This is a genomic window from Pseudomonas violetae (genome assembly GCF_023072615.1).
Taxonomy (GTDB): Bacteria; Pseudomonadota; Gammaproteobacteria; order Pseudomonadales; family Pseudomonadaceae; genus Aquipseudomonas; species Aquipseudomonas violetae.
In genome coordinates this window covers 103742-121786 of record NZ_JAKNRW010000007.1, presented here as the reverse complement: position 1 = coordinate 121786, position 18045 = coordinate 103742, and the positions used below count along the sequence as shown (strand labels likewise).

The following is an 18045-nucleotide window of genomic DNA, read 5'->3' as shown; positions in this document are numbered from 1 at the left end:
CAGATGATTCCAAGCTACTGCCGCCGAAGGCGTCGGACAATCACACTCCAGACGCTGAATGCGCCATCATCACTCAATCCGCAGCGGCGTCCATACGCACTGCGCCACGGCGGTTCTGCCCGAAGGCCACCACACAGTTTCGCCCGGCAGCCTTGGCGCTGTAGAGCGCTTCGTCCGCCGACTTGAGCACGCGCTCCGGCGTTCGCTGCTCCAGCCGTTCGGCCACGCCGATGCTGACTGTCACCGACACACTCGATGCGCTTGCTCCCGCGCGCCGCTGGCGTCCTTGCTGATCATCCTGGGGACGGCTGTCCTGGTGACGCAGATGGATCGCGTAAGTGGCGATGGATTCGCGAATGAGCTCCAGGTGCGGCAAACATTCATCCAGGGTCTTTGCGGCGAACACCAGGGCAAACTCCTCTCCGCCATAACGATACGCACGCCCACCACCGCCGACCTTGGACAGCTTGCTGGCCACCAGCCGTAGCACCTGATCGCCGACATCGTGGCCATGGGTATCGTTGAATTTCTTGAAGTGATCGACGTCGCTCATCGCCAGCACATAATTGCGCCCCAGGCGTTGCATGCGCTCATTCAGGGCGCGCCGGCCGGGGAGTCCGGTGAGTTCATCGCGAAAGGCCATCTGATAGGCTTCATGGGCCACCGCTGCCGCGATCATCAGCATCACCTGGCTGCACATGATGTTCAGGGTGAGCGGCAGGATGAACGTCTTCGGCAACATCCAGAACAGGCCGATCAGGCCGACCAATTGCGCTGCATGCAGGGGCCTGGGGTGACGCCAGTATTGCCACGCCAGCAGCAGGAAAGCCGCGATGAACACCGGATAGGCCAACTGGATCAGGCTCATCCACGCACCATGCAGGGCGGGCCAGCGAATTCCCGCCAGCCACGTCAGCAAGGCCTGGGGATAACTTTGCTCCAGCGCCAGCGCGACACTGCCAACGGCCAGCAACACCGCGAACCGCGCCACCATGTCCTGGAACAAATGGGTGCGCTCCTGCCAGGCGGCAAATACTGCAAACATCAGCGGCAGTAACAGGCAGCACAGATGAAAAACCACCGCAGCATCCTCACGCACCTTGCCGTTGTCGCGGTAATAATCGGTCTGGGTGTCGAGCAGGTAGTAGGCGATGTACACCGTCAGCATCAGGAACAATTCGCGCTGACGCCGATAAACCGCGCAATAGGCGCCGCCCAGCAGCAGCACCAGGGTTGGCAGCACATTGAACAACGAAGTGAAAAAGACGTTGAGATCCTTGATGTAGGCAGCCGCGAGCCCCGCAAGCAACAGTAGCAATGAAGGCAGGAAATGGCTGAGACGTACAGAGGAAGAACGCGGCAAGGGTAGGTTCCAGCCTGCTAAGGTTGATGGCAGTGCGCGCGAACAGTCGCAGTAAAACACAGCCCGGAAAGAGATGTCATATGGCCACCTTCTTTAACGGCCCAAGAGAGACATTTCTTGATGGGCCGGGGCAAATATTTATGTGTCCCTGGCTACTCCCGGTAAATGACAGGCGTAAAAAAACCGCTGCTCCCGAGGAAGCAGCGGTTTTGTCGTACCTGCCCGAGGCTTAGTAGCCCAGTGCGAAGTTCTCTTCTTTCATGTCCATCAGGTTGCCAGCACCCGACAGCATGGTTGCCACGTGAGTGCGAGTACGCGGCAGAATGCGCTGGAAGTAGAAGCGCGCAGTCTGCAGCTTGGCGGTGTAGAACGCCTCTTCGGAAGTGCCGGCAGCCAGTTTCTCGGCAGCCAGGCGCGCCATGTCAGCCCAGAAGTAGGCCAGGCAGGCGTAACCGGAGTACATCAGGTAATCCACCGAGGCCGCGCCGACTTCTTCGCGGTCCTTCATGGCGGCCATGCCGACCTTCATGGTCAACTCGCCCCACTCTTTGTTCAGCGCAGCCAACGGGGTGACGAACTCCTGAACAGCTTCGTTGCCTTCGTTGGTCTGGCAGAACTTGTGAACGATCTTGGTGAACCCTTTCAGGGCTTCGCCTTGGGTCATCAGCACTTTGCGGCCCAGCAGGTCGAGTGCCTGGATGCCGGTGGTGCCTTCGTACAGCATCGAAATGCGACTGTCGCGAACGTTCTGCTCCATGCCCCACTCGGCGATGAAGCCGTGGCCGCCGTAGATTTGTACGCCGTGGTTGGCGGATTCGAAACCGACTTCAGTCATGAAGGCCTTGGCAATCGGAGTCATGAACGCCAGCAGTGCGTCGGCTTTCTTTTTCTCTTCTTCGTCCACGCCGTATTTGACGATGTCGACCTGTTTGGCAGTGAAGTAAACCATTGCCCGGTTACCTTCAGCGAAGGCCTTCATGGTCAACAGCATGCGACGTACATCAGGGTGCACGATGATCGGGTCAGCGGCTTTTTCCGGCGCTTTCGGGCCAGTCAGCGAACGCATCTGCAGGCGATCGCGAGCGTATTTCAAGCCGCCCTGGAAGCCGATCTCGGCGTGTGCCAGACCTTGCAGCGCGGTACCCAGACGTGCGGTGTTCATAAAGGTGAACATGCAGTTCAGGCCCTTGTTCGCCGGGCCGATCAGGAAACCGGTGGCCGCGTCGAAGTTCATCACGCAAGTGGCGTTACCGTGGATGCCCATCTTGTGTTCCAGGGAACCACAGCTCACGGCGTTGCGGGCACCGATCGAACCATCGGCGTTCGGCATGAACTTTGGAACGATGAACAGCGAAATGCCCTTGGTGCCAGCCGGCGCATCCGGCAGGCGTGCCAGCACGATATGGACGATGTTGTCGGCCATGTCGTGTTCGCCAGCCGAAATGAAGATCTTGGTGCCGGAGACTTTGTAGGAGCCGTCGGCCTGAGGTTCGGCCTTGGTGCGCAGCATGCCCAAGTCGGTACCGCAGTGTGGTTCGGTCAGGCACATGGTGCCGGTCCACTCGCCGGATACCAGCTTGGTCAGGTATGCCTCTTGCTGCTCAGGCGTGCCGTGCTCGGAAATGGTATTCATCGCACCGTGTGAAAGGCCAGGGTACATGCCCCACGACCAGTTGGCTTCGCCGACCATTTCGCTAACTGCCAGCCCCAGGGACTCCGGCAAGCCTTGCCCACCGTGCTCCAGATCGTGAGCCAGGCTCGGCCAGCCGCCTTCAACGAATTGCTTGTAAGCCTCTTTGAAGCCAGTCGGGGTCTTAACGCCGGACTCGCTCCAGGTGCAGCCTTCGGTGTCACCCACGCGGTTCAGCGGAGCCAATACCTGCTCACAAAACTTGGCGCCTTCTTCGAGAATGGCGTCAACCATGTCCGGAGTTGCGTCTGCACAAGCCGGAAGGCTCGAATAGTGCGCTTCATAGCCGAGCAGCTCGTCACGAACGAAGCGAATATCACGCAAGGGGGCCTTGTAGTCAGGCATAGCGATAAACCTCTGCTGATGTAACCGGGGATGAACAACCGCCTTGATTTGTTATGGCGGTCAAACAGTTGTTTGAAACATACGTTTACGACCAAATCTTGTCAAGCGCCGATCTTTTGCCGTTCGTCATCAAGGCTTCGGCGTTTTCAACACGCAGCCGTACCCGGCCGCTGGCAGATCGAAGCGGGCTATAAGAAAGATTAGTTGAACAAGAAGGACTTACGTACAAAAACGCCGCGAACAGGCGCGGCGTCAAGGTTGTTCAGCAAGGATGGATTCAGGCGTAAGTGTCGATCAACGTACCGAGCACTTCATCGGAAGCCTTGGCCACTTTCACGCCCAGCTCGGCTTGAAGCCTGCCTTGGGACATTTCGATCAGGTTGCTGGCCAGATCGGACTGCTGACTGCTATCGACCGAACGCAGGCGACCGGCCTGGATTTCGGAAGACTGACTGAGGGCCGACCGTTCAAGGCTGTTATTGGCAATTTGCCCGGCAGCCTGGTCTATACGGTTCTGCCCGGCCTGAACTGTGCCCAGACCGGCATAAAAAGCGCTGTTACCTGAGATTTCCATCGCAGAACTCGTCCTTGTGAAGGATCAACAACCCTCATTGAAGCAGACCTGCCAAGAAAAGACCCGACAAAAACACTAATGGCACAGTGCCTTGTCATAGACAAAAACTAGTCCAGCAGATCCAGCTGCAGATGCTCGGCCACGGCTTCAGCGCTCACCAGTTTGAGTTTTGGTACCCGGCCGAGGCAAGGCGCCGGGATCCGCTCGGCCAGTGTCGCGAGATTTTCCTCCAGGCGCGAGGTCTTCGGATCGATGATATTGGCCACCCAGCCCGCCAGCTGCAAACCATCGCGGGCGACCGCTTCTGCGGTCAAAAGTGCGTGATTGATGCAGCCCAGGCGCACGCCCACCACCAGGATCACCGGCAGGTTGAGCGCTTTCGCCAGGTCCGACAGGTTGTCCTGGTCCGCCAAGGGCACCCGCCAACCGCCGGCCCCTTCGATCAAGGTGAAGTCCGCCTGCATGTCCAGAATATGCTGCATCGGAATGAGCAGCGATTGCACTGTCAACGCCACGCCAGCTTCCCGGGCGGCCAGATGCGGGGCAATGGCGGGCTCGAACGCGACTGGATTGACCTGCACATATTTCAACGGCAAGGAACATTGCGCGAGCAATGCCAGTGCATCGGCATTGCGCAACCCCTTGGGCGTCACATCGCAGCCGGAGGCCACCGGTTTACCCGCTGCCGTGCTCATGCCCGCCGACCGCGCGGCATGCAGCAAGCCAGCGGCTACGGTGGTCTTGCCCACATCGGTGTCCGTACCGGTGATGAAATAGGCTGCGCTCATAAAGGTTTCTCCAGCACCGCGTAGACCACTTGATAAGTCGCCGGCAGACCTTCGGCCTGACGAAACTGCTCATAAGCCTCGATCAAGCCGAGGATCCGCGCACGACCGGTCAAACCACCGGGCCGTCCAGGATTGAGGTTATGTGCACCCAACGCCTTGAGTTCATGGGTCAGACTGCGTACATCCGGGTAATGCAGCACATGCGCACAGGTTTGCAGGCTTGCCACACGCAAGCCACTGTCCGCGCACAAATGCTGATAGATACCCAGTTCGCGGAAGCGATTGACATGCACCAGGCCATCCACCCTGCGCCAACTATCACGCAACTCAAACAACGTGCCCACACATAGACTAGCAAACGCGAAAACGCCTCCCGGTTTCAGCACCCGCCGGGCTTCACTGAGCACCGAGGCGAAGTCCGAGCACCACTGCACTGCCAAGCTGGAAAAAATCAGGTCACAGCTCGCATCCTGCAGCGGCAGGCACTCCGCGTCCCCGGCAACGAAGTGGGTAGCGCCACCCAGAGGCCGAGCGTAAGTGAGCATGCCCTGGGCGATGTCCAGGGCCACGCCCTGCGCGCCCGTAAAGCGCTCGCCCAGCGCACGACTGAAATAGCCAGTGCCACAGCCCAGGTCGAGCCAACGATCAGGTGAAAAATCTTCAGGCAAGCGACTCAGTAACTGGCTGCCGACATCGCGCTGCAATTCGGCCACGCTGTCGTAGGTGCCTGCCGCCCTGGAAAAGGAGGCCGCCACTTGGCGCTTGTCCGGCAAACCGCCGCACAGGTTGGGAAGGGACAGATCAGTCATCGCCGCACTCATGCAAAAAGGCCTGGATGGCCCCGGCCACTCCGTGCGGGTCCTCCAGTAGAAACGCGTGACCGGCCCGTTCAATCAGGCCGATTTCCACATCCGGCAGCAACGCCAGTAACTCGCCTGCAGCTTCAGCAGGCACCAGCCCGTCCAGGCCGGCGAACAGGTGCAACTGCGGACCGCGAAAGGCCTGCAACGCCTGGCGGGTATCCAGTTGCGCGAGCAGCTCCAGGCCGCTCATCAAGACCTCTGGCGAGCTGTGTGGTGCACCTCCCAGCAACAGCCGCGACAGACCGCGGGAATCCTCGGCGCCCTGGGCGCACAGCAAGGAAAAACGCTTGAGGGTCATTCGCGGATCATCGCGACAACCGGCCAAAAAAGCATCGAAGGTCTCACCAGGCATCGCGCTGGGCCATTGTTCATGGGCGACGAACGAAGGATTGCTCGCCAGCGTCAACAGACCGCAGCAGCGATCACCGCGTCTGGCCGCCAATTCGGCTGCCAGCATGCCGCCCAGCGACCAGCCGCCCAGCCATGCGTCTTGAGGTATGGTCGAGTCGAGTTCATCCAGCCAGTCTTCGAGGTCACTCGATTCCAGCTCCGGCAGCGGTTCGATCTCGACACGCAGGTGTTCATCCAGCCCGTGCAAAGCGACCGACAATGGCTCCAGCGGCGAAATCCCCAGCCCCCAGCCTGGCAGCAGAATCAGTCGATTACGCATGGCTTGGCTCAGCTCCCAATTGTTGAAAACAATCTGCCAGTGCGTTTAACAATAGCTGCACCTGCGCTTCGCTGTGCGCAGCGGTCAAGGTCACCCGCAACCGGGCGCTTGCGGCAGGCACAGTGGGCGGGCGGATTGCGGTCACCATCAGGCCGCGCTCGCGCAGCATTTGCGACAGGCGAACCGCGCGACCGGCATCGCCGATCATGATCGGCTGGATCGGCGTGAAGCTGTCCATCAACTCCAGGCCGATCTGCTGCGCACCGTGGCGGAACTGGCCGATCAACGTCTTCAGGTGTTCACGCCGCCAGTGCTCGCGGCGCAACAATTCGAGGCTTTTCAGGGTTGCGCACGCCAGGGCTGGCGGCTGACTAGTGGTGTAGATATAAGGGCGCGCAAACTGGATCAGGCTTTCGATCAGCTCTTCGCTGCCGGCGACAAAGGCTCCCGCCGTGCCGAAGGCCTTGCCCAGCGTGCCCACCAGCACCGGAACATCGTCCTGGCTCAGACCAAAATGCTCGACTACCCCTCCGCCGTTTGCACCCAGCGGCCCAAAACCGTGGGCATCGTCGACCATCAACCACGCGCCTTTGGCCCGGGTCTCACGAGCCAGGGCGGGCAGGTCGGCGATATCGCCGTCCATGCTGAACACACCGTCGGTGACCACCAGGGTATTGCCAGTGGCTTTTTCGAGTCGCTTGGCCAGGCTTGTCGCGTCGTTATGCAGGTAACGATTAAAGCGCGCGCCAGACAGCAGGCCGGCGTCCAATAATGACGCGTGATTGAGCCGATCCTGGAGAACTGTATCGCCCTGCCCCACCAACGCGGTCACCGCGCCGAGATTGGCCATGTAACCCGTAGTGAACAACAAGGCGCGGGGGCGACCGGTCAGGTCAGCCAAGGCTTCTTCCAATGCGTGGTGTGGCCCGCTATGACCGATCACCAGATGTGAAGCCCCGCCACCCACGCCCCACTTCGAAGCGCCAGCGCGCCAGGCTTCGATCACTTGCGGGTGATTAGCCAGGCCAAGGTAGTCGTTATTGCAGAAGGCGAGCAACGGCTGGCCGTCTACCACCACTTGCGGGCCTTGGGGGCTTTCGAGCAGCGGGCGCTGGCGATAGAGGTTTTCGGCACGACGGGCAGCAAGGCGTGCGGAGAGATCAAAAGACATGCAGGCCTCGGAGGTTAAATCACAAAAAACAATGTGAGCACACTCCCTGTGGGAGCGAGCCTGCTCGCGATGAGGCCAGAACACTCAATATCGATGTCGACTGGTCTAACGTATCGCGAGCAGGCTCACTCCCACAGGGTTTGTATTCCAGTCAGCGGCAGCGGGATCTTCAAACAGCCGCGTTGTAGAACTGCTCGCTGCTCTTCTGCTCCACCAACGCCTGTTCGATCGCCGCCTGGTGTACCTCGTCTGCATGCTCTTCACGCGCTTCCGGCAGGATTCCCAGGCGCGAGAACAGCTGCATGTCCTTGTCAGCCTGCGGGTTGGCGGTGGTCAGCAGTTTGTCGCCATAGAAAATCGAGTTGGCGCCGGCGAAAAATGCCAGGGCCTGCATCTGCTCGTTCATCGCCTCACGACCAGCGGACAGGCGCACGTGGGACTGCGGCATGAGAATGCGCGCAACCGCCAGCATGCGGATGAAGTCGAACGGATCGATGTCTTCGGCATTTTCCAGTGGTGTGCCGGCGACTTTCACCAGCATGTTGATCGGCACTGACTCCGGATGCTCCGGCAGGTTGGCCAGTTGGATCAGCAGGTTGGCGCGGTCATCGAGGGACTCGCCCATACCCAGGATTCCGCCGGAACAGATCTTCATCCCAGAATCACGCACATAGGCCAGGGTTTGCAGGCGCTCGCCGTAGGTGCGGGTGGTGATGATGCTGGCGTAGAACTCCGGCGACGTGTCGAGGTTGTGGTTGTAATAGTCCAGGCCAGCCTGGGCCAGCGCCTGGGTCTGGTCCTGATCGAGGCGACCGAGGGTCATGCAGGTTTCCAGGCCCATGGCTTTCACACCTTTGACCATCTCCAGCACATAGGGCATGTCCTTGGCCGAAGGATGCTTCCAGGCCGCGCCCATGCAGAACCTCGTCGACCCGATGGCCTTGGCGCGAGCGGCCTCTTCGAGGACCTTCTGCACTTCCATCAGCTTTTCTTTTTCCAGCCCGGTGTTGTAGTGACCCGACTGCGGACAATATTTGCAATCTTCCGGGCAGGCGCCCGTCTTGATCGATAGCAAGGTGGAAACCTGGACGCGATTGGCGTCGAAATGCGCGCGGTGCACCGTCTGCGCCTGGAACAGCAGGTCATTGAATGGCTGCACGAAGAGTGCTCTGACTTCGGCCAAAGACCAATCATGACGCAGGTTTGCAGTGGTGCTGGCGCTCATGGGCGTTTCCTTGTTTTATGCTTGGCAGGCGCCGGTTATGGAATAACCACAGGCGCGACACGGATGTTCGGCATATTTAAGGAAGATCGATGCACTGTCAACCACGTTACGATGGAACGGTTTACATCTGGTTAAAAAACAAACAGCCCTGCTTGCTGTGTCAGGAAGAAGTCGAAGAGCCAGCGCCGATCTGCATGGCCTGCGAAACCGACCTCCCATGGCTGGGCGATCAGTGCCAGACCTGTGCACTGCCCCTGTCCGCGCCAGGCATGACCTGCGGGCAGTGCCTGAAGCAACCGCCGGCGTTCGAACAGGTCGCCGTGCCCTGGCTCTACGGTTTTCCGATCGACAGCCTGATCACACGCTTCAAACACAGCGCGAAGTGGCCATATGGCCGCCTGCTCGGCGAACTTCTCGCGCAATTCCTGCAGCATCGCTTCGACGAACACATGCCGCGGCCCGACGCCCTGGTGCCGGTCCCCATGGCCACCCGCCGTTTGCGCCAACGGGGCTTCAACCAGGCGGCGATGCTGGCTCGCTGGCTTGCTCAAATGCTTGAAATTCCGTGTGACGAGAAGTTGGTCCGGCGGATTCAGGACACCCGTGCGCAGCAGGACCTTAAGGCTGATGCCCGGAAAAAGAACCTGCATGACGCTTTCGACCTGACGCCCAATGCATCGATCAAGGGGCGTCACCTGGCACTGGTCGACGACGTGCTGACGACCGGCGCTACCGCCCAGGCGTTAGCGCGTTTGTTGATGGCCGCCGGCGCTGCAAGGATCGATGTCTATTGTCTGGCGCGCACACCAAAACCCGGTGATAACACGCCCAAAACCTTGTAAGAGCAAGCTCGCGCCTACAAGAATCGAGAATACCCTGGCTTGACTAGCACGCGCCAAGCCGCCAACGTCCTGCTCATCGCCACAGCCAAAGCACCCTGCCATGTCTTTGCCAACGTTGTTATCCCAGCACATTGTCCGGCGCCCCCAGCGCATCGCCCTGCTGCAACACATTGCCGAGCAGGGCTCAATCACCCGCGCCGCGAAGAGCGCCGGGCTGAGTTACAAGGCTGCCTGGGACGCCATTGATGAGCTGAACAACCTGGCGCAAAGACCCTTGGTGGAACGCAGTGTCGGCGGTAAGGGCGGTGGCGGCGCCAGGCTTTCCAGCGAAGGTGAGCGCGTGTTGCGCCTGTATCAGAAGCTCCAGATCCTGCAGGCTCAGGTACTGGAGACGGCTGAAGAAGCCAGCGACCTGGACCTGCTCGGTCGCCTGATGCTCAGGACCAGCGCGCGCAATCAGTTGCACGGAAAAGTCATCGCGATAGAGGCCCAGGGGCGTAATGATCGGATCCGCCTGGAAATGGCCGCAGGCCTGGTCATCGACACGCAGATAACTCACGACAGCACCCTGCGCCTGGAACTGCAGACCGGCACCGAAGTAGTGGCGTTGATCAAGGCCGGCTGGCTCGAATTGCTGGGGATGGATCAACAGTCGATACCGGGCACCAACTGCCTGGAGGGCAGGATCGAAGAAATACTCGACGCCGAGGATGGCCCCAGTGAGGTGCGCATCAGCCTGCCCAATGGGCAGACCCTCTGCGCGCTAGCCGAGCCGCGACACCTGAGACCACAAGGCCTTGGCGTTGGCAAGCCGGTGCAAGTGCAATTCGCACCCTCCAATGTTCTGCTGGGTACACCGCTCTGAAACATTAGCGTCATTAATGCTCTTTAAGGTGGCTGCAAAATCCTGCAGGGAGCCTGATGTGAGCCTATTAGAAGAAAACCAGTCCACCGACCTCGAAAAAATGGTCGGCCTCAGCCGCCGCGGCTTTATCAGCGCTGGCGCCCTCTGCGGCGCGGCCATGTTCATGGGCGGTAGCCTGCTGAGCCGCAGCGTACTGGCCGCCAGTGTCAGCGCCGGGACCAGCAAGCTGCTGGGTTTCGACAGCATCCCCGCCGCGACCAACGATGCCATCAGCCTGCCGCCGGGCTACCGGTCCTCGGTACTGATCAGTTGGGGGCAGCCGCTGCACAAGGACGGTCCGGCCTTCGATCCAAGCGGCAACGGCACCGCAGAGCAACAGGAAATGCAGTTCGGCGATAACAACGACGGCATGAGCCTATTCGAGTTTCCGGGCGAAAAAGACCGCGCGCTGATGGCGATCAACAACGAATACACTAACTATCGCTATCTCTACCCGCACGGCGGCATGCCGCAATCGGCCGCCGACGTGCACAAGGCCCTGGCCTGTGAAGGCGTGTCTGTGATTGAAGTACAGCGCAAGGGCGGCCAATGGCACTTCGTGCAAGGCTCGCGCTACAACCGGCGCATCCATGGCAACGCGCCCATCAACCTGAGCGGTCCCGCAGCCGGCCACGCACTGGTTAAAACCAGCGCAGACCCACAGGGCAAACAGGTTCTCGGTACTTTCCAGAACTGCGCCAACGGCAAGACACCGTGGGGCACTTACCTGACGTGCGAAGAAAACTTCACCGACTGCTTTGGCAGTAGCGACGCCGGGCAGCCGTTCGATGCCGCGCAAAAACGCTATGGCGTGGTCGCTACCAGCAAGGAAATCAATTGGCATCCCCACGACCCACGCTTCGACATGGCGAAGAATCCCAACGAGCTCAACCGCCACGGCTGGGTGGTGGAGATCGACCCGTTCGATCCGCAGTCGACTCCGAAAAAGCGCACAGCCCTGGGCCGCTTCAAGCATGAAAACGCCGCGCTGGCAGAAACTGCGGGCGGCCATGCCGTGGTGTACATGGGCGACGATGAGCGCGGTGAGTTCATCTACAAATTCGTCAGCCGCGACAAGATCAATCATGCAAATCCCAAGGCCAACCGCGACCTGCTGGATCACGGCACCTTGTATGTCGCGCGCTTCGACGCCGGTGACAGCAATGCCGATCACCCCAAAGGTCATGGCGAATGGATCGAGTTGACCCACGGCAAGAACGGGATCGATGCCAGCAGCGGTTTTGCCGACCAGGCGCAAGTGCTGATCCATGCGCGCCTGGCTGCCAGCGTGGTCCATGCCACCCGCATGGACCGCCCGGAATGGATCGTCGTCAGCCCCAAGGACGGCCAGGTCTACTGCACCCTGACCAACAATGCCAAGCGTGGCGAAGAGGGCCAGCCGGTGGGCGGGCCTAACCCGCGGGAGAAGAATGTCTACGGGCAGATCCTGCGCTGGCGCACCGATCGCGATGATCACGGCGCCAACAGTTTTGCCTGGGACCTGTTCGTCGTTGCCGGCAACCCGGGCGTTCATGCCGGTACGCCAAAGGGTGGCTCGTCGAACATCACGCCGCAGAACATGTTCAACAGCCCGGACGGCCTGGGATTCGACGACGAAGGCAGGTTGTGGATTCTCACCGACGGCGACTCCAGCAATGCCGGCGACTTCGCGGGCATGGGCAACAACCAGATGCTCTGCGCCGACCCGGTGACAGGCGAAATCCGCCGGTTCATGGTTGGCCCGGTCGGCTGTGAAGTCACCGGGATCAGTTTCTCGCCGGACCACAAAACCCTGTTTGTCGGGATCCAGCATCCGGGGGAGAACGGTGGGTCGACCTTTCCCGAGCATCTGCCGAACGGCAAGCCACGGTCCTCGGTGATGGCTATCAGCCGTGAAGATGGCGGGATAGTCGGCGCCTGATCGGCCCTCTTCGCGGGCAAGCTCGCTCCCACAGGTCTATGTGCCATTTTAGAGTCGGCACCAACCCTGTGGGAGCGGTCTTGCCCGCGAAGGCGTCCGCCCAGACAACACACATCTGAACCCCGCCCCCTAAACAAGCCCCGTCTGCGCTACCATGCTTGGCCGGACGCGGCAGCCTGCTGCGCGCAGGAGTCAGCATGGCCCACCCGTTTGCAACCCTCACCCCAGATCTTGTGCTCGATGCCGTCGAAAGCATCGGTTTTCTCAGCGACGCCCGCATCCTGGCCCTCAACAGCTACGAGAACCGTGTCTATCAAGTTGGCATCGAAGACAGTGAACCGCTGATCGCCAAGTTCTATCGTCCACAGCGCTGGACCAACGAAGCGATCCTTGAAGAACACCAGTTCACCTTCGAACTCGCCGAATGCGATGTGCCTGTGGTTGCGCCAATGATTCACAACGGTGCCAGCCTGCACGAGCACAACGGTTTTCGTTTCACTCTGTTCCCGCGCCGTGGTGGCCGCGCGCCGGAGCCGGGCAATCTCGACCAGTTGTATCGCCTGGGCCAATTGCTTGGGCGTCTGCACGCCGTGGGCGCGACCAAACCTTTCGAACATCGCGAAGCACTGGGCGTGCAGAACTTCGGCCATGCCTCGCTGACGACGTTGCTTGAAGGCAACTTCATTCCTAAAAGCCTGCTCCCCGCCTACGAGTCAGTCGCCCGCGACCTGCTCAAGCGCGTTGAAGAGGTCTACAAGGCCACTCCACACCAGAACATCCGCATGCACGGCGATTGCCACCCCGGCAACATGATGTGTCGAGACGAAATGTTTCACATCGTCGACCTCGATGATTGCCGGATGGGCCCCGCTGTACAGGACATCTGGATGATGCTCGCCGGCGATCGCCAGGAATGCCTCGGCCAGTTGTCGGAGCTGATGGACGGCTACAACGAGTTCCACGACTTCGACCCGCGGGAGCTGGCGCTGATCGAACCGCTGCGTGCGTTGCGCCTGATGCACTACAGCGCCTGGCTGGCCCGGCGCTGGGATGACCCGGCGTTCCCCCACAGCTTTCCGTGGTTCGGCACTGAACGATATTGGGGCGATCAGGTGCTGGCGCTGCGTGAACAACTGTCAGCGCTTAACGAAGAACCGCTGAAGCTTTTTTGAGATCAAAAGATCGCAACCTTCGGCAGCGCCTACAGTTCAACCCTGAGCTGCCGAAGGCTGCGATCTTTTTGTTTTCTGACACGACACATCTATACAACCGCCCTACAATCCCCTCTTTGTTAGCTACCTAAGCAAGGATTCTGCATGCAAGCCGCCAACCCGCGTCGCGGGTACATCCTGGGCCTGAGTGCCTACATCATCTGGGGACTTTTCCCGCTCTACTTCAAAGCCATCGCCAGCGTCCCCGCCGTGGAGATCATCATTCACCGCGTGCTCTGGTCGGCACTTTTCGGCGCCTTGCTGCTGATGGTCTGGAAGCACCCAGGCTGGTGGCGCGAATTGCGTGAAAATCCTAAACGGCTGGCGATCCTGGCCTTGAGCGGTACGCTGATCGCCGCTAACTGGCTGACCTACGTGTGGTCGGTGAACAATGGGCGCATGCTCGAAGCCAGCCTGGGGTACTACATCAACCCGCTGGTAAACGTGCTGTTAGGCATGCTGATCCTCGGCGAACGCCTGCGACGGATGCAGTGGCTGGCAGTGGGTCTGGCGGCGGTCGGCGTCGCACAGCAGGTATGGCAAGTTGGCAGCCTGCCCTGGGTGTCACTGGTGCTGGCATTGACCTTCGGCTTCTATGGGTTAATCCGCAAGCAGGCTCCGGTCAAGGCCCTACCCGGCCTGGTGGTCGAAACCTGGATGCTGGTGCCGATCGCAATAGCATGGCTGCTCTTCAACCCCGGGGCGAGCAGTGCGCAAGCCGAATTCTGGACCACCTCCGAAGCCTGGTGGCTCGTGGCTGCCGGACCGGTGACGCTGATTCCGCTGGTGTGTTTCAACGCCGCCGCGCGACACCTCCCCTACACGACGCTGGGGTTTCTCCAGTATCTGGCGCCAACCCTGGTCTTGCTGCAGGCCGTGCTGTTATTTGGCGAGCACTTGTCCTCCAGCACCTTGGTGGCCTTCATCTTTATCTGGGCGGGACTGGCGGTTTACAGCGTTGATGCAGTGATCAATCTGCGTCGGCGAAGCTGATCAAAAAACATACAAATCTCTGCAGGCCACGAATTTCGTGGCCTGCAACCATCTGCCCCAAGGTTATCCACAGCGTGATCCCCGGCGTTTGTGCGCAAGTTATTGAAACTGCTGGTTTTTTGATCAACACCCGAAGAGGCCCAGCCCGCTTGGGCTGGCGAGCTGTCTCTACAGGTTATCCACAGGCAGGTGCACGTTTAACTTGGATAACCCCTTCAAGCCTCGCTGCGTAGCACCAGTTCCACCATCAAATCATCGGCCAGGGTTTCCAGGCGCGACTGCAACACATCCAGTGACAGTGTCAGCGGCACTGCGAGAATCGCTTCGGCGTGGAACAGCGGTTCGCTGCTCATGGGTGCAGGACGCACTTCGGTAACCAGCCGTTCGAGATTTACTCCTTGTTCACTGAGCAGGCGAGTGATGTCGCGCACTATCCCCGGGCGATCATTGCCCACCAGTTCCATGGCGATCGGCTTCCAGGTGCAGGACTGCTCAATGCCACTTTCGGCAATGAGCACACGGATCCCGTGGGCGGACAAGGCTTGCAGTGCATCGACCAGTTCGTCATAGGCTTCGGCCGGCACCCCCACCCTCAGGATCCCGGCGAACTGCCCGGCCATCCGCGACATTCGACTTTCCAGCCAGTTACCGCCGTGCTCGGCAATGCACTGGGCGATGCGCTCGACCTGCCCAGGTTTGTCCGGAGCGAAAACTGTGAGTACGAGGTGGTCCATTTCGCAGCCCTCTTTTGTTATAGAAAGAGAAGTATAGGCAAGGGGAGATTCTGTGTTGAATCGTCTGCCGTCATCGCGAGCAGGCTCACTCCCACACTGATTGCGCCCTGTGGGAGCGAGCCTGCTCGCGATTGGATCACCCATGAAAGACCTGCAAGCCACAAATCGTGTACAACTTTGTATATTTAACTGGAACAATCCATCACTTTTTTGAGAACATCCCGTTCCCTGTCGCGACCGCAATGCGTCATGGGGTCGCAGAACGACGTAATTAGTCTAATTTTCACAACCGCAATTCATCATGTAGTATGCCGCAGCGCGCACTACATAACGTTGGATCGATGTCTGCCAAGGCACAGTCGCAACCCCTGAAAGCCCCGTCAGCAAGGCCTCAAGCCGTTGATTGGACCAACCCCAGCCGCCCGCAAGGGCATGTACTGGCGCCAGGGTTTGTGGTTTAAATGGCCAGAGGCTTCATTGTCATAATTGAAGAGCTGAAAAGCGAAATAGCTGAGCAGAGTGAGGCAAGCAATGACTGAACACGTTCAAGTCGGTGGCCTGCAGGTCGCCAAAGTCCTGTTCGACTTCGTGAACAACGAAGCCATTCCCGGTACCGGCCTCACCGCCGATAAGTTCTGGGCCGGTGCCGACAAGGTCATTCATGACCTGGCGCCGAAGAACAAAGCCCTACTCGCCAAACGCGATGATTTCCAGGCTCGTATCGATGGCTGGCACCAAGCTCGTAAAGCTCTTGGGGTAGCTCAGACGCATGACGCCGTGGCCTACAAAGCCTTCCTGCAAGACATCGGTTATCTGCTGCCAGAAGCGGCCGATTTCCAGGCAACGACCCAAAACGTCGATGACGAAATCGCCCGCATGGCCGGCCCGCAACTCGTGGTACCGGTGATGAACGCGCGCTTCGCGCTCAACGCCTCCAATGCCCGCTGGGGTTCGCTATACGACGCGCTGTACGGCACCGATGCCATCAGCGAAGCCGATGGTGCGGAAAAAGGCAAAGGTTACAACAAGGTCCGCGGCGACAAGGTCATTGCCTTCGCCCGCGCCTTCCTCGACGAAGCTGCGCCTCTGGCTGCTGGCTCCCACGTCGACTCCACCGGGTACAAGGTTGTTGACGGCAAACTGGTGGTCGCCCTTAAAGGCGGCAGCAACTCCGGCCTGCGCGACGACGCTCAACTGATCGGCTTCCACGGCGATGCAGGGGCACCTACCGCGATCCTGCTGAAGAACAACGGCCTGCATTTCGAAATCCAGGTCGATGCCAGCACCCCGGTCGGCCAGACCGACGCTGCCGGCGTCAAAGACATCCTGATGGAAGCCGCGCTGACCACCATCATGGACTGCGAAGACTCAGTCGCTGCTGTCGATGCCGATGACAAAGTTGTTATCTACCGCAACTGGCTCGGCCTGATGAAGGGCGACCTGTCGGAAGAAGTTTCCAAAGGCGGCAAGACGTTCACCCGCACCATGAACGCCGACCGCACCTACACCGGCGTCGATGGCAAGGACCTGAGCCTGCATGGCCGCTCCCTGTTGTTCGTGCGTAACGTGGGCCACCTGATGACCATCGATGCCATCCTCGACAAGGATGGCAACGAAGTGCCGGAAGGCATTCTCGACGGCCTGGTGACCTGCCTGGCCGCGATCCACAGCCTCAACGGCAACAACTCGCGCAAGAACAGCCGTACTGGCTCGGTCTATATCGTGAAGCCAAAGATGCACGGTCCGGAAGAAGCCGCGTTCACCAACGAGCTGTTCGGGCGTATCGAAGACGTGCTGGACCTGCCGCGCAACACCCTGAAAGTCGGGATCATGGACGAGGAACGCCGCACTACGGTCAACCTCAAGGCGTGTATCAAGGCGGCCGCCGAACGCGTGGTGTTCATCAACACCGGCTTCCTCGACCGCACGGGCGATGAAATCCACACCTCCATGGAAGCCGGGCCGATGGTGCGCAAGGCCGACATGAAGGCTGAAAAATGGATCGGCGCCTACGAGAACTGGAACGTGGATATCGGCTTGAGCACCGGCCTGCAAGGTCGTGCGCAAATCGGTAAAGGCATGTGGGCAATGCCCGATCTGATGGCGGCGATGCTTGAACAGAAAGTCGCTCACCCTCTGGCTGGCGCGAACACCGCCTGGGTACCGTCGCCGACCGCCGCTGCGTTGCACGCCTTGCATTACCACAAGGTCGACGTGTTCGCCCGTCAGGCCGAACTGGCCAAGCGTGCGCGTGCTTCGGTGGACGATATCCTGACCATTCCGCTTGCCGTGAACCCGAGTTGGACCGCGGAACAGATCAAGAACGAACTGGACAACAACGCCCAAGGCATTCTCGGCTATGTGGTGCGCTGGATTGATCAGGGCGTTGGTTGCTCGAAGGTGCCGGATATCAATGACGTTGGTCTGATGGAAGACCGTGCGACGCTGCGTATTTCCAGCCAACACATCGCCAACTGGCTGCGTCACGGCATCGTCACCGAAGCGCAAGTGATGGAAAGCCTCAAGCGCATGGCGCCGGTGGTCGACCGTCAGAACGCCAACGATCCGCTATACCGCCCACTGGCTCCAGACTTCGACAGCAACATCGCCTTCCAGGCGGCGGTCGAACTGGTGGTGGAAGGTACAAAGCAGCCCAACGGTTACACCGAGCCGGTATTGCACCGCCGTCGTCGTGAGTTCAAGGCTGCGAATGGCCTTTGAGTAAGCGTTAGCCCGAACAAAAAAAGGCCC

Annotated in this window: 15 protein-coding genes; 6 read left to right on the top strand and 9 right to left on the bottom strand. The window is 59.9% G+C overall.

All coding sequences use genetic code 11. From position 1 onward, the window contains the following. Nucleotides 1-73: 73 nt before the first annotated feature. The 8 genes from L9059_RS11990 to bioB all read right to left on the bottom strand — a co-directional run bounded on the left by L9059_RS11990 (nt 74) and on the right by bioB (nt 8689). Entirely contained in the window at nt 74-1363 is a 1290-nt protein-coding gene (locus L9059_RS11990) for a GGDEF domain-containing protein (RefSeq protein WP_247291103.1), read from the bottom strand. A gap of 229 nt (nt 1364-1592) precedes the next feature. Continuing rightward, nucleotides 1593-3398 carry a phenylacyl-CoA dehydrogenase gene (locus tag L9059_RS11985; RefSeq protein ID WP_247291101.1) on the bottom strand — a complete coding sequence of 602 codons (1806 nt, stop codon included), beginning with the start codon at nt 3396-3398 and terminating at the stop codon, nt 1593-1595. A gap of 277 nt (nt 3399-3675) precedes the next feature. Beyond that, on the bottom strand, nt 3676-3972 hold the full coding sequence (locus L9059_RS11980; protein ID WP_247291099.1) for a pyrroloquinoline quinone biosynthesis protein PqqE: 297 nt from the start codon (nt 3970-3972) through the stop codon (nt 3676-3678). A 107-nt stretch (nt 3973-4079) separates the two neighbouring features. After that, complete coding sequence (gene bioD / locus L9059_RS11975; protein WP_247291097.1) at nt 4080-4760, bottom strand: dethiobiotin synthase; 681 nt, start codon at nt 4758-4760, stop codon at nt 4080-4082. Next, a complete protein-coding gene (gene bioC, locus L9059_RS11970; RefSeq protein WP_247291095.1) occupies nt 4757-5569 on the bottom strand; it encodes a malonyl-ACP O-methyltransferase BioC in 813 nt (270 codons plus the stop codon). The genes bioD and bioC overlap by 4 nt, the downstream gene beginning before the upstream one ends. Continuing rightward, nucleotides 5562-6293 carry an alpha/beta fold hydrolase gene (locus L9059_RS11965; RefSeq protein WP_247291093.1) on the bottom strand — a complete coding sequence of 244 codons (732 nt, stop codon included), beginning with the start codon at nt 6291-6293 and terminating at the stop codon, nt 5562-5564. The genes bioC and L9059_RS11965 overlap by 8 nt, the downstream gene beginning before the upstream one ends. Continuing rightward, a complete protein-coding gene (gene bioF / locus L9059_RS11960; RefSeq protein WP_247291091.1) occupies nt 6286-7464 on the bottom strand; it encodes an 8-amino-7-oxononanoate synthase in 1179 nt (392 codons plus the stop codon). Before bioF ends, L9059_RS11965 begins: the two co-directional genes overlap by 8 nt. A gap of 169 nt (nt 7465-7633) precedes the next feature. Beyond that, nucleotides 7634-8689 (bottom strand): biotin synthase BioB, encoded by a 1056-nt coding sequence (gene bioB, locus L9059_RS11955; RefSeq protein ID WP_247291088.1) that lies wholly within the window; start codon nt 8687-8689, stop codon nt 7634-7636. A gap of 89 nt (nt 8690-8778) precedes the next feature. On the opposite strand from bioB, the gene L9059_RS11950 reads away from it, so the two are divergent. The 5 genes from L9059_RS11950 (at nt 8779) to rarD (ending at nt 14560) form a co-directional block, all read left to right on the top strand. Continuing rightward, on the top strand, nt 8779-9531 hold the full coding sequence (locus L9059_RS11950) for a ComF family protein (RefSeq protein WP_247291086.1): 753 nt from the start codon (nt 8779-8781) through the stop codon (nt 9529-9531). Nucleotides 9532-9631: 100 nt separating this feature from the next. After that, a complete protein-coding gene (locus L9059_RS11945; protein ID WP_247291084.1) occupies nt 9632-10396 on the top strand; it encodes a TOBE domain-containing protein in 765 nt (254 codons plus the stop codon). Between the two features lie 58 nt (nt 10397-10454). Then, nucleotides 10455-12356 carry a PhoX family protein gene (locus tag L9059_RS11940; protein ID WP_247291082.1) on the top strand — a complete coding sequence of 634 codons (1902 nt, stop codon included), beginning with the start codon at nt 10455-10457 and terminating at the stop codon, nt 12354-12356. Between the two features lie 197 nt (nt 12357-12553). Next, nucleotides 12554-13528, top strand: a complete 975-nt coding sequence (locus L9059_RS11935; RefSeq protein ID WP_247291080.1) for a serine/threonine protein kinase — start codon at nt 12554-12556, stop codon at nt 13526-13528. Between the two features lie 144 nt (nt 13529-13672). Further along, entirely contained in the window at nt 13673-14560 is an 888-nt protein-coding gene (rarD, locus tag L9059_RS11930; protein ID WP_247291078.1) for an EamA family transporter RarD, read from the top strand. Between the two features lie 215 nt (nt 14561-14775). On the opposite strand, the gene L9059_RS11925 is transcribed toward rarD, so the two are convergent. Beyond that, on the bottom strand, nt 14776-15294 hold the full coding sequence (locus L9059_RS11925) for a glycine cleavage system transcriptional repressor (RefSeq protein ID WP_045059928.1): 519 nt from the start codon (nt 15292-15294) through the stop codon (nt 14776-14778). 531 nt (nt 15295-15825) lie between these two features. Here L9059_RS11925 and L9059_RS11920 point away from each other — a divergent pair. Further along, complete coding sequence (locus L9059_RS11920) at nt 15826-18015, top strand: malate synthase G (protein ID WP_247291076.1); 2190 nt, start codon at nt 15826-15828, stop codon at nt 18013-18015. The last annotated feature ends 30 nt before the right edge of the window (nt 18016-18045 follow it).

Bases quoted from the DNA above. Each gene is read 5' to 3' on its own strand.
- L9059_RS11985 (WP_247291101.1), bottom strand. From the start codon at position 3,398: ATGCCTGACTACAAGGCCCCCTTGCGTGATATTCGCTTCGTTCGTGAC.
- L9059_RS11980 (WP_247291099.1), bottom strand. From the start codon at position 3,972: ATGGAAATCTCAGGTAACAGCGCTTTTTATGCCGGTCTGGGCACAGTT.
- bioD (WP_247291097.1), bottom strand. From the start codon at position 4,760: ATGAGCGCAGCCTATTTCATCACCGGTACGGACACCGATGTGGGCAAG.
- bioC (WP_247291095.1), bottom strand. From the start codon at position 5,569: ATGACTGATCTGTCCCTTCCCAACCTGTGCGGCGGTTTGCCGGACAAG.
- L9059_RS11965 (WP_247291093.1), bottom strand. From the start codon at position 6,293: ATGCGTAATCGACTGATTCTGCTGCCAGGCTGGGGGCTGGGGATTTCG.
- bioF (WP_247291091.1), bottom strand. From the start codon at position 7,464: ATGTCTTTTGATCTCTCCGCACGCCTTGCTGCCCGTCGTGCCGAAAAC.
- bioB (WP_247291088.1), bottom strand. From the start codon at position 8,689: ATGAGCGCCAGCACCACTGCAAACCTGCGTCATGATTGGTCTTTGGCC.
- L9059_RS11950 (WP_247291086.1), top strand. From the start codon at position 8,779: ATGCACTGTCAACCACGTTACGATGGAACGGTTTACATCTGGTTAAAA.
- L9059_RS11945 (WP_247291084.1), top strand. From the start codon at position 9,632: ATGTCTTTGCCAACGTTGTTATCCCAGCACATTGTCCGGCGCCCCCAG.
- L9059_RS11935 (WP_247291080.1), top strand. From the start codon at position 12,554: ATGGCCCACCCGTTTGCAACCCTCACCCCAGATCTTGTGCTCGATGCC.
- rarD (WP_247291078.1), top strand. From the start codon at position 13,673: ATGCAAGCCGCCAACCCGCGTCGCGGGTACATCCTGGGCCTGAGTGCC.
- L9059_RS11925 (WP_045059928.1), bottom strand. From the start codon at position 15,294: ATGGACCACCTCGTACTCACAGTTTTCGCTCCGGACAAACCTGGGCAG.
- L9059_RS11920 (WP_247291076.1), top strand. From the start codon at position 15,826: ATGACTGAACACGTTCAAGTCGGTGGCCTGCAGGTCGCCAAAGTCCTG.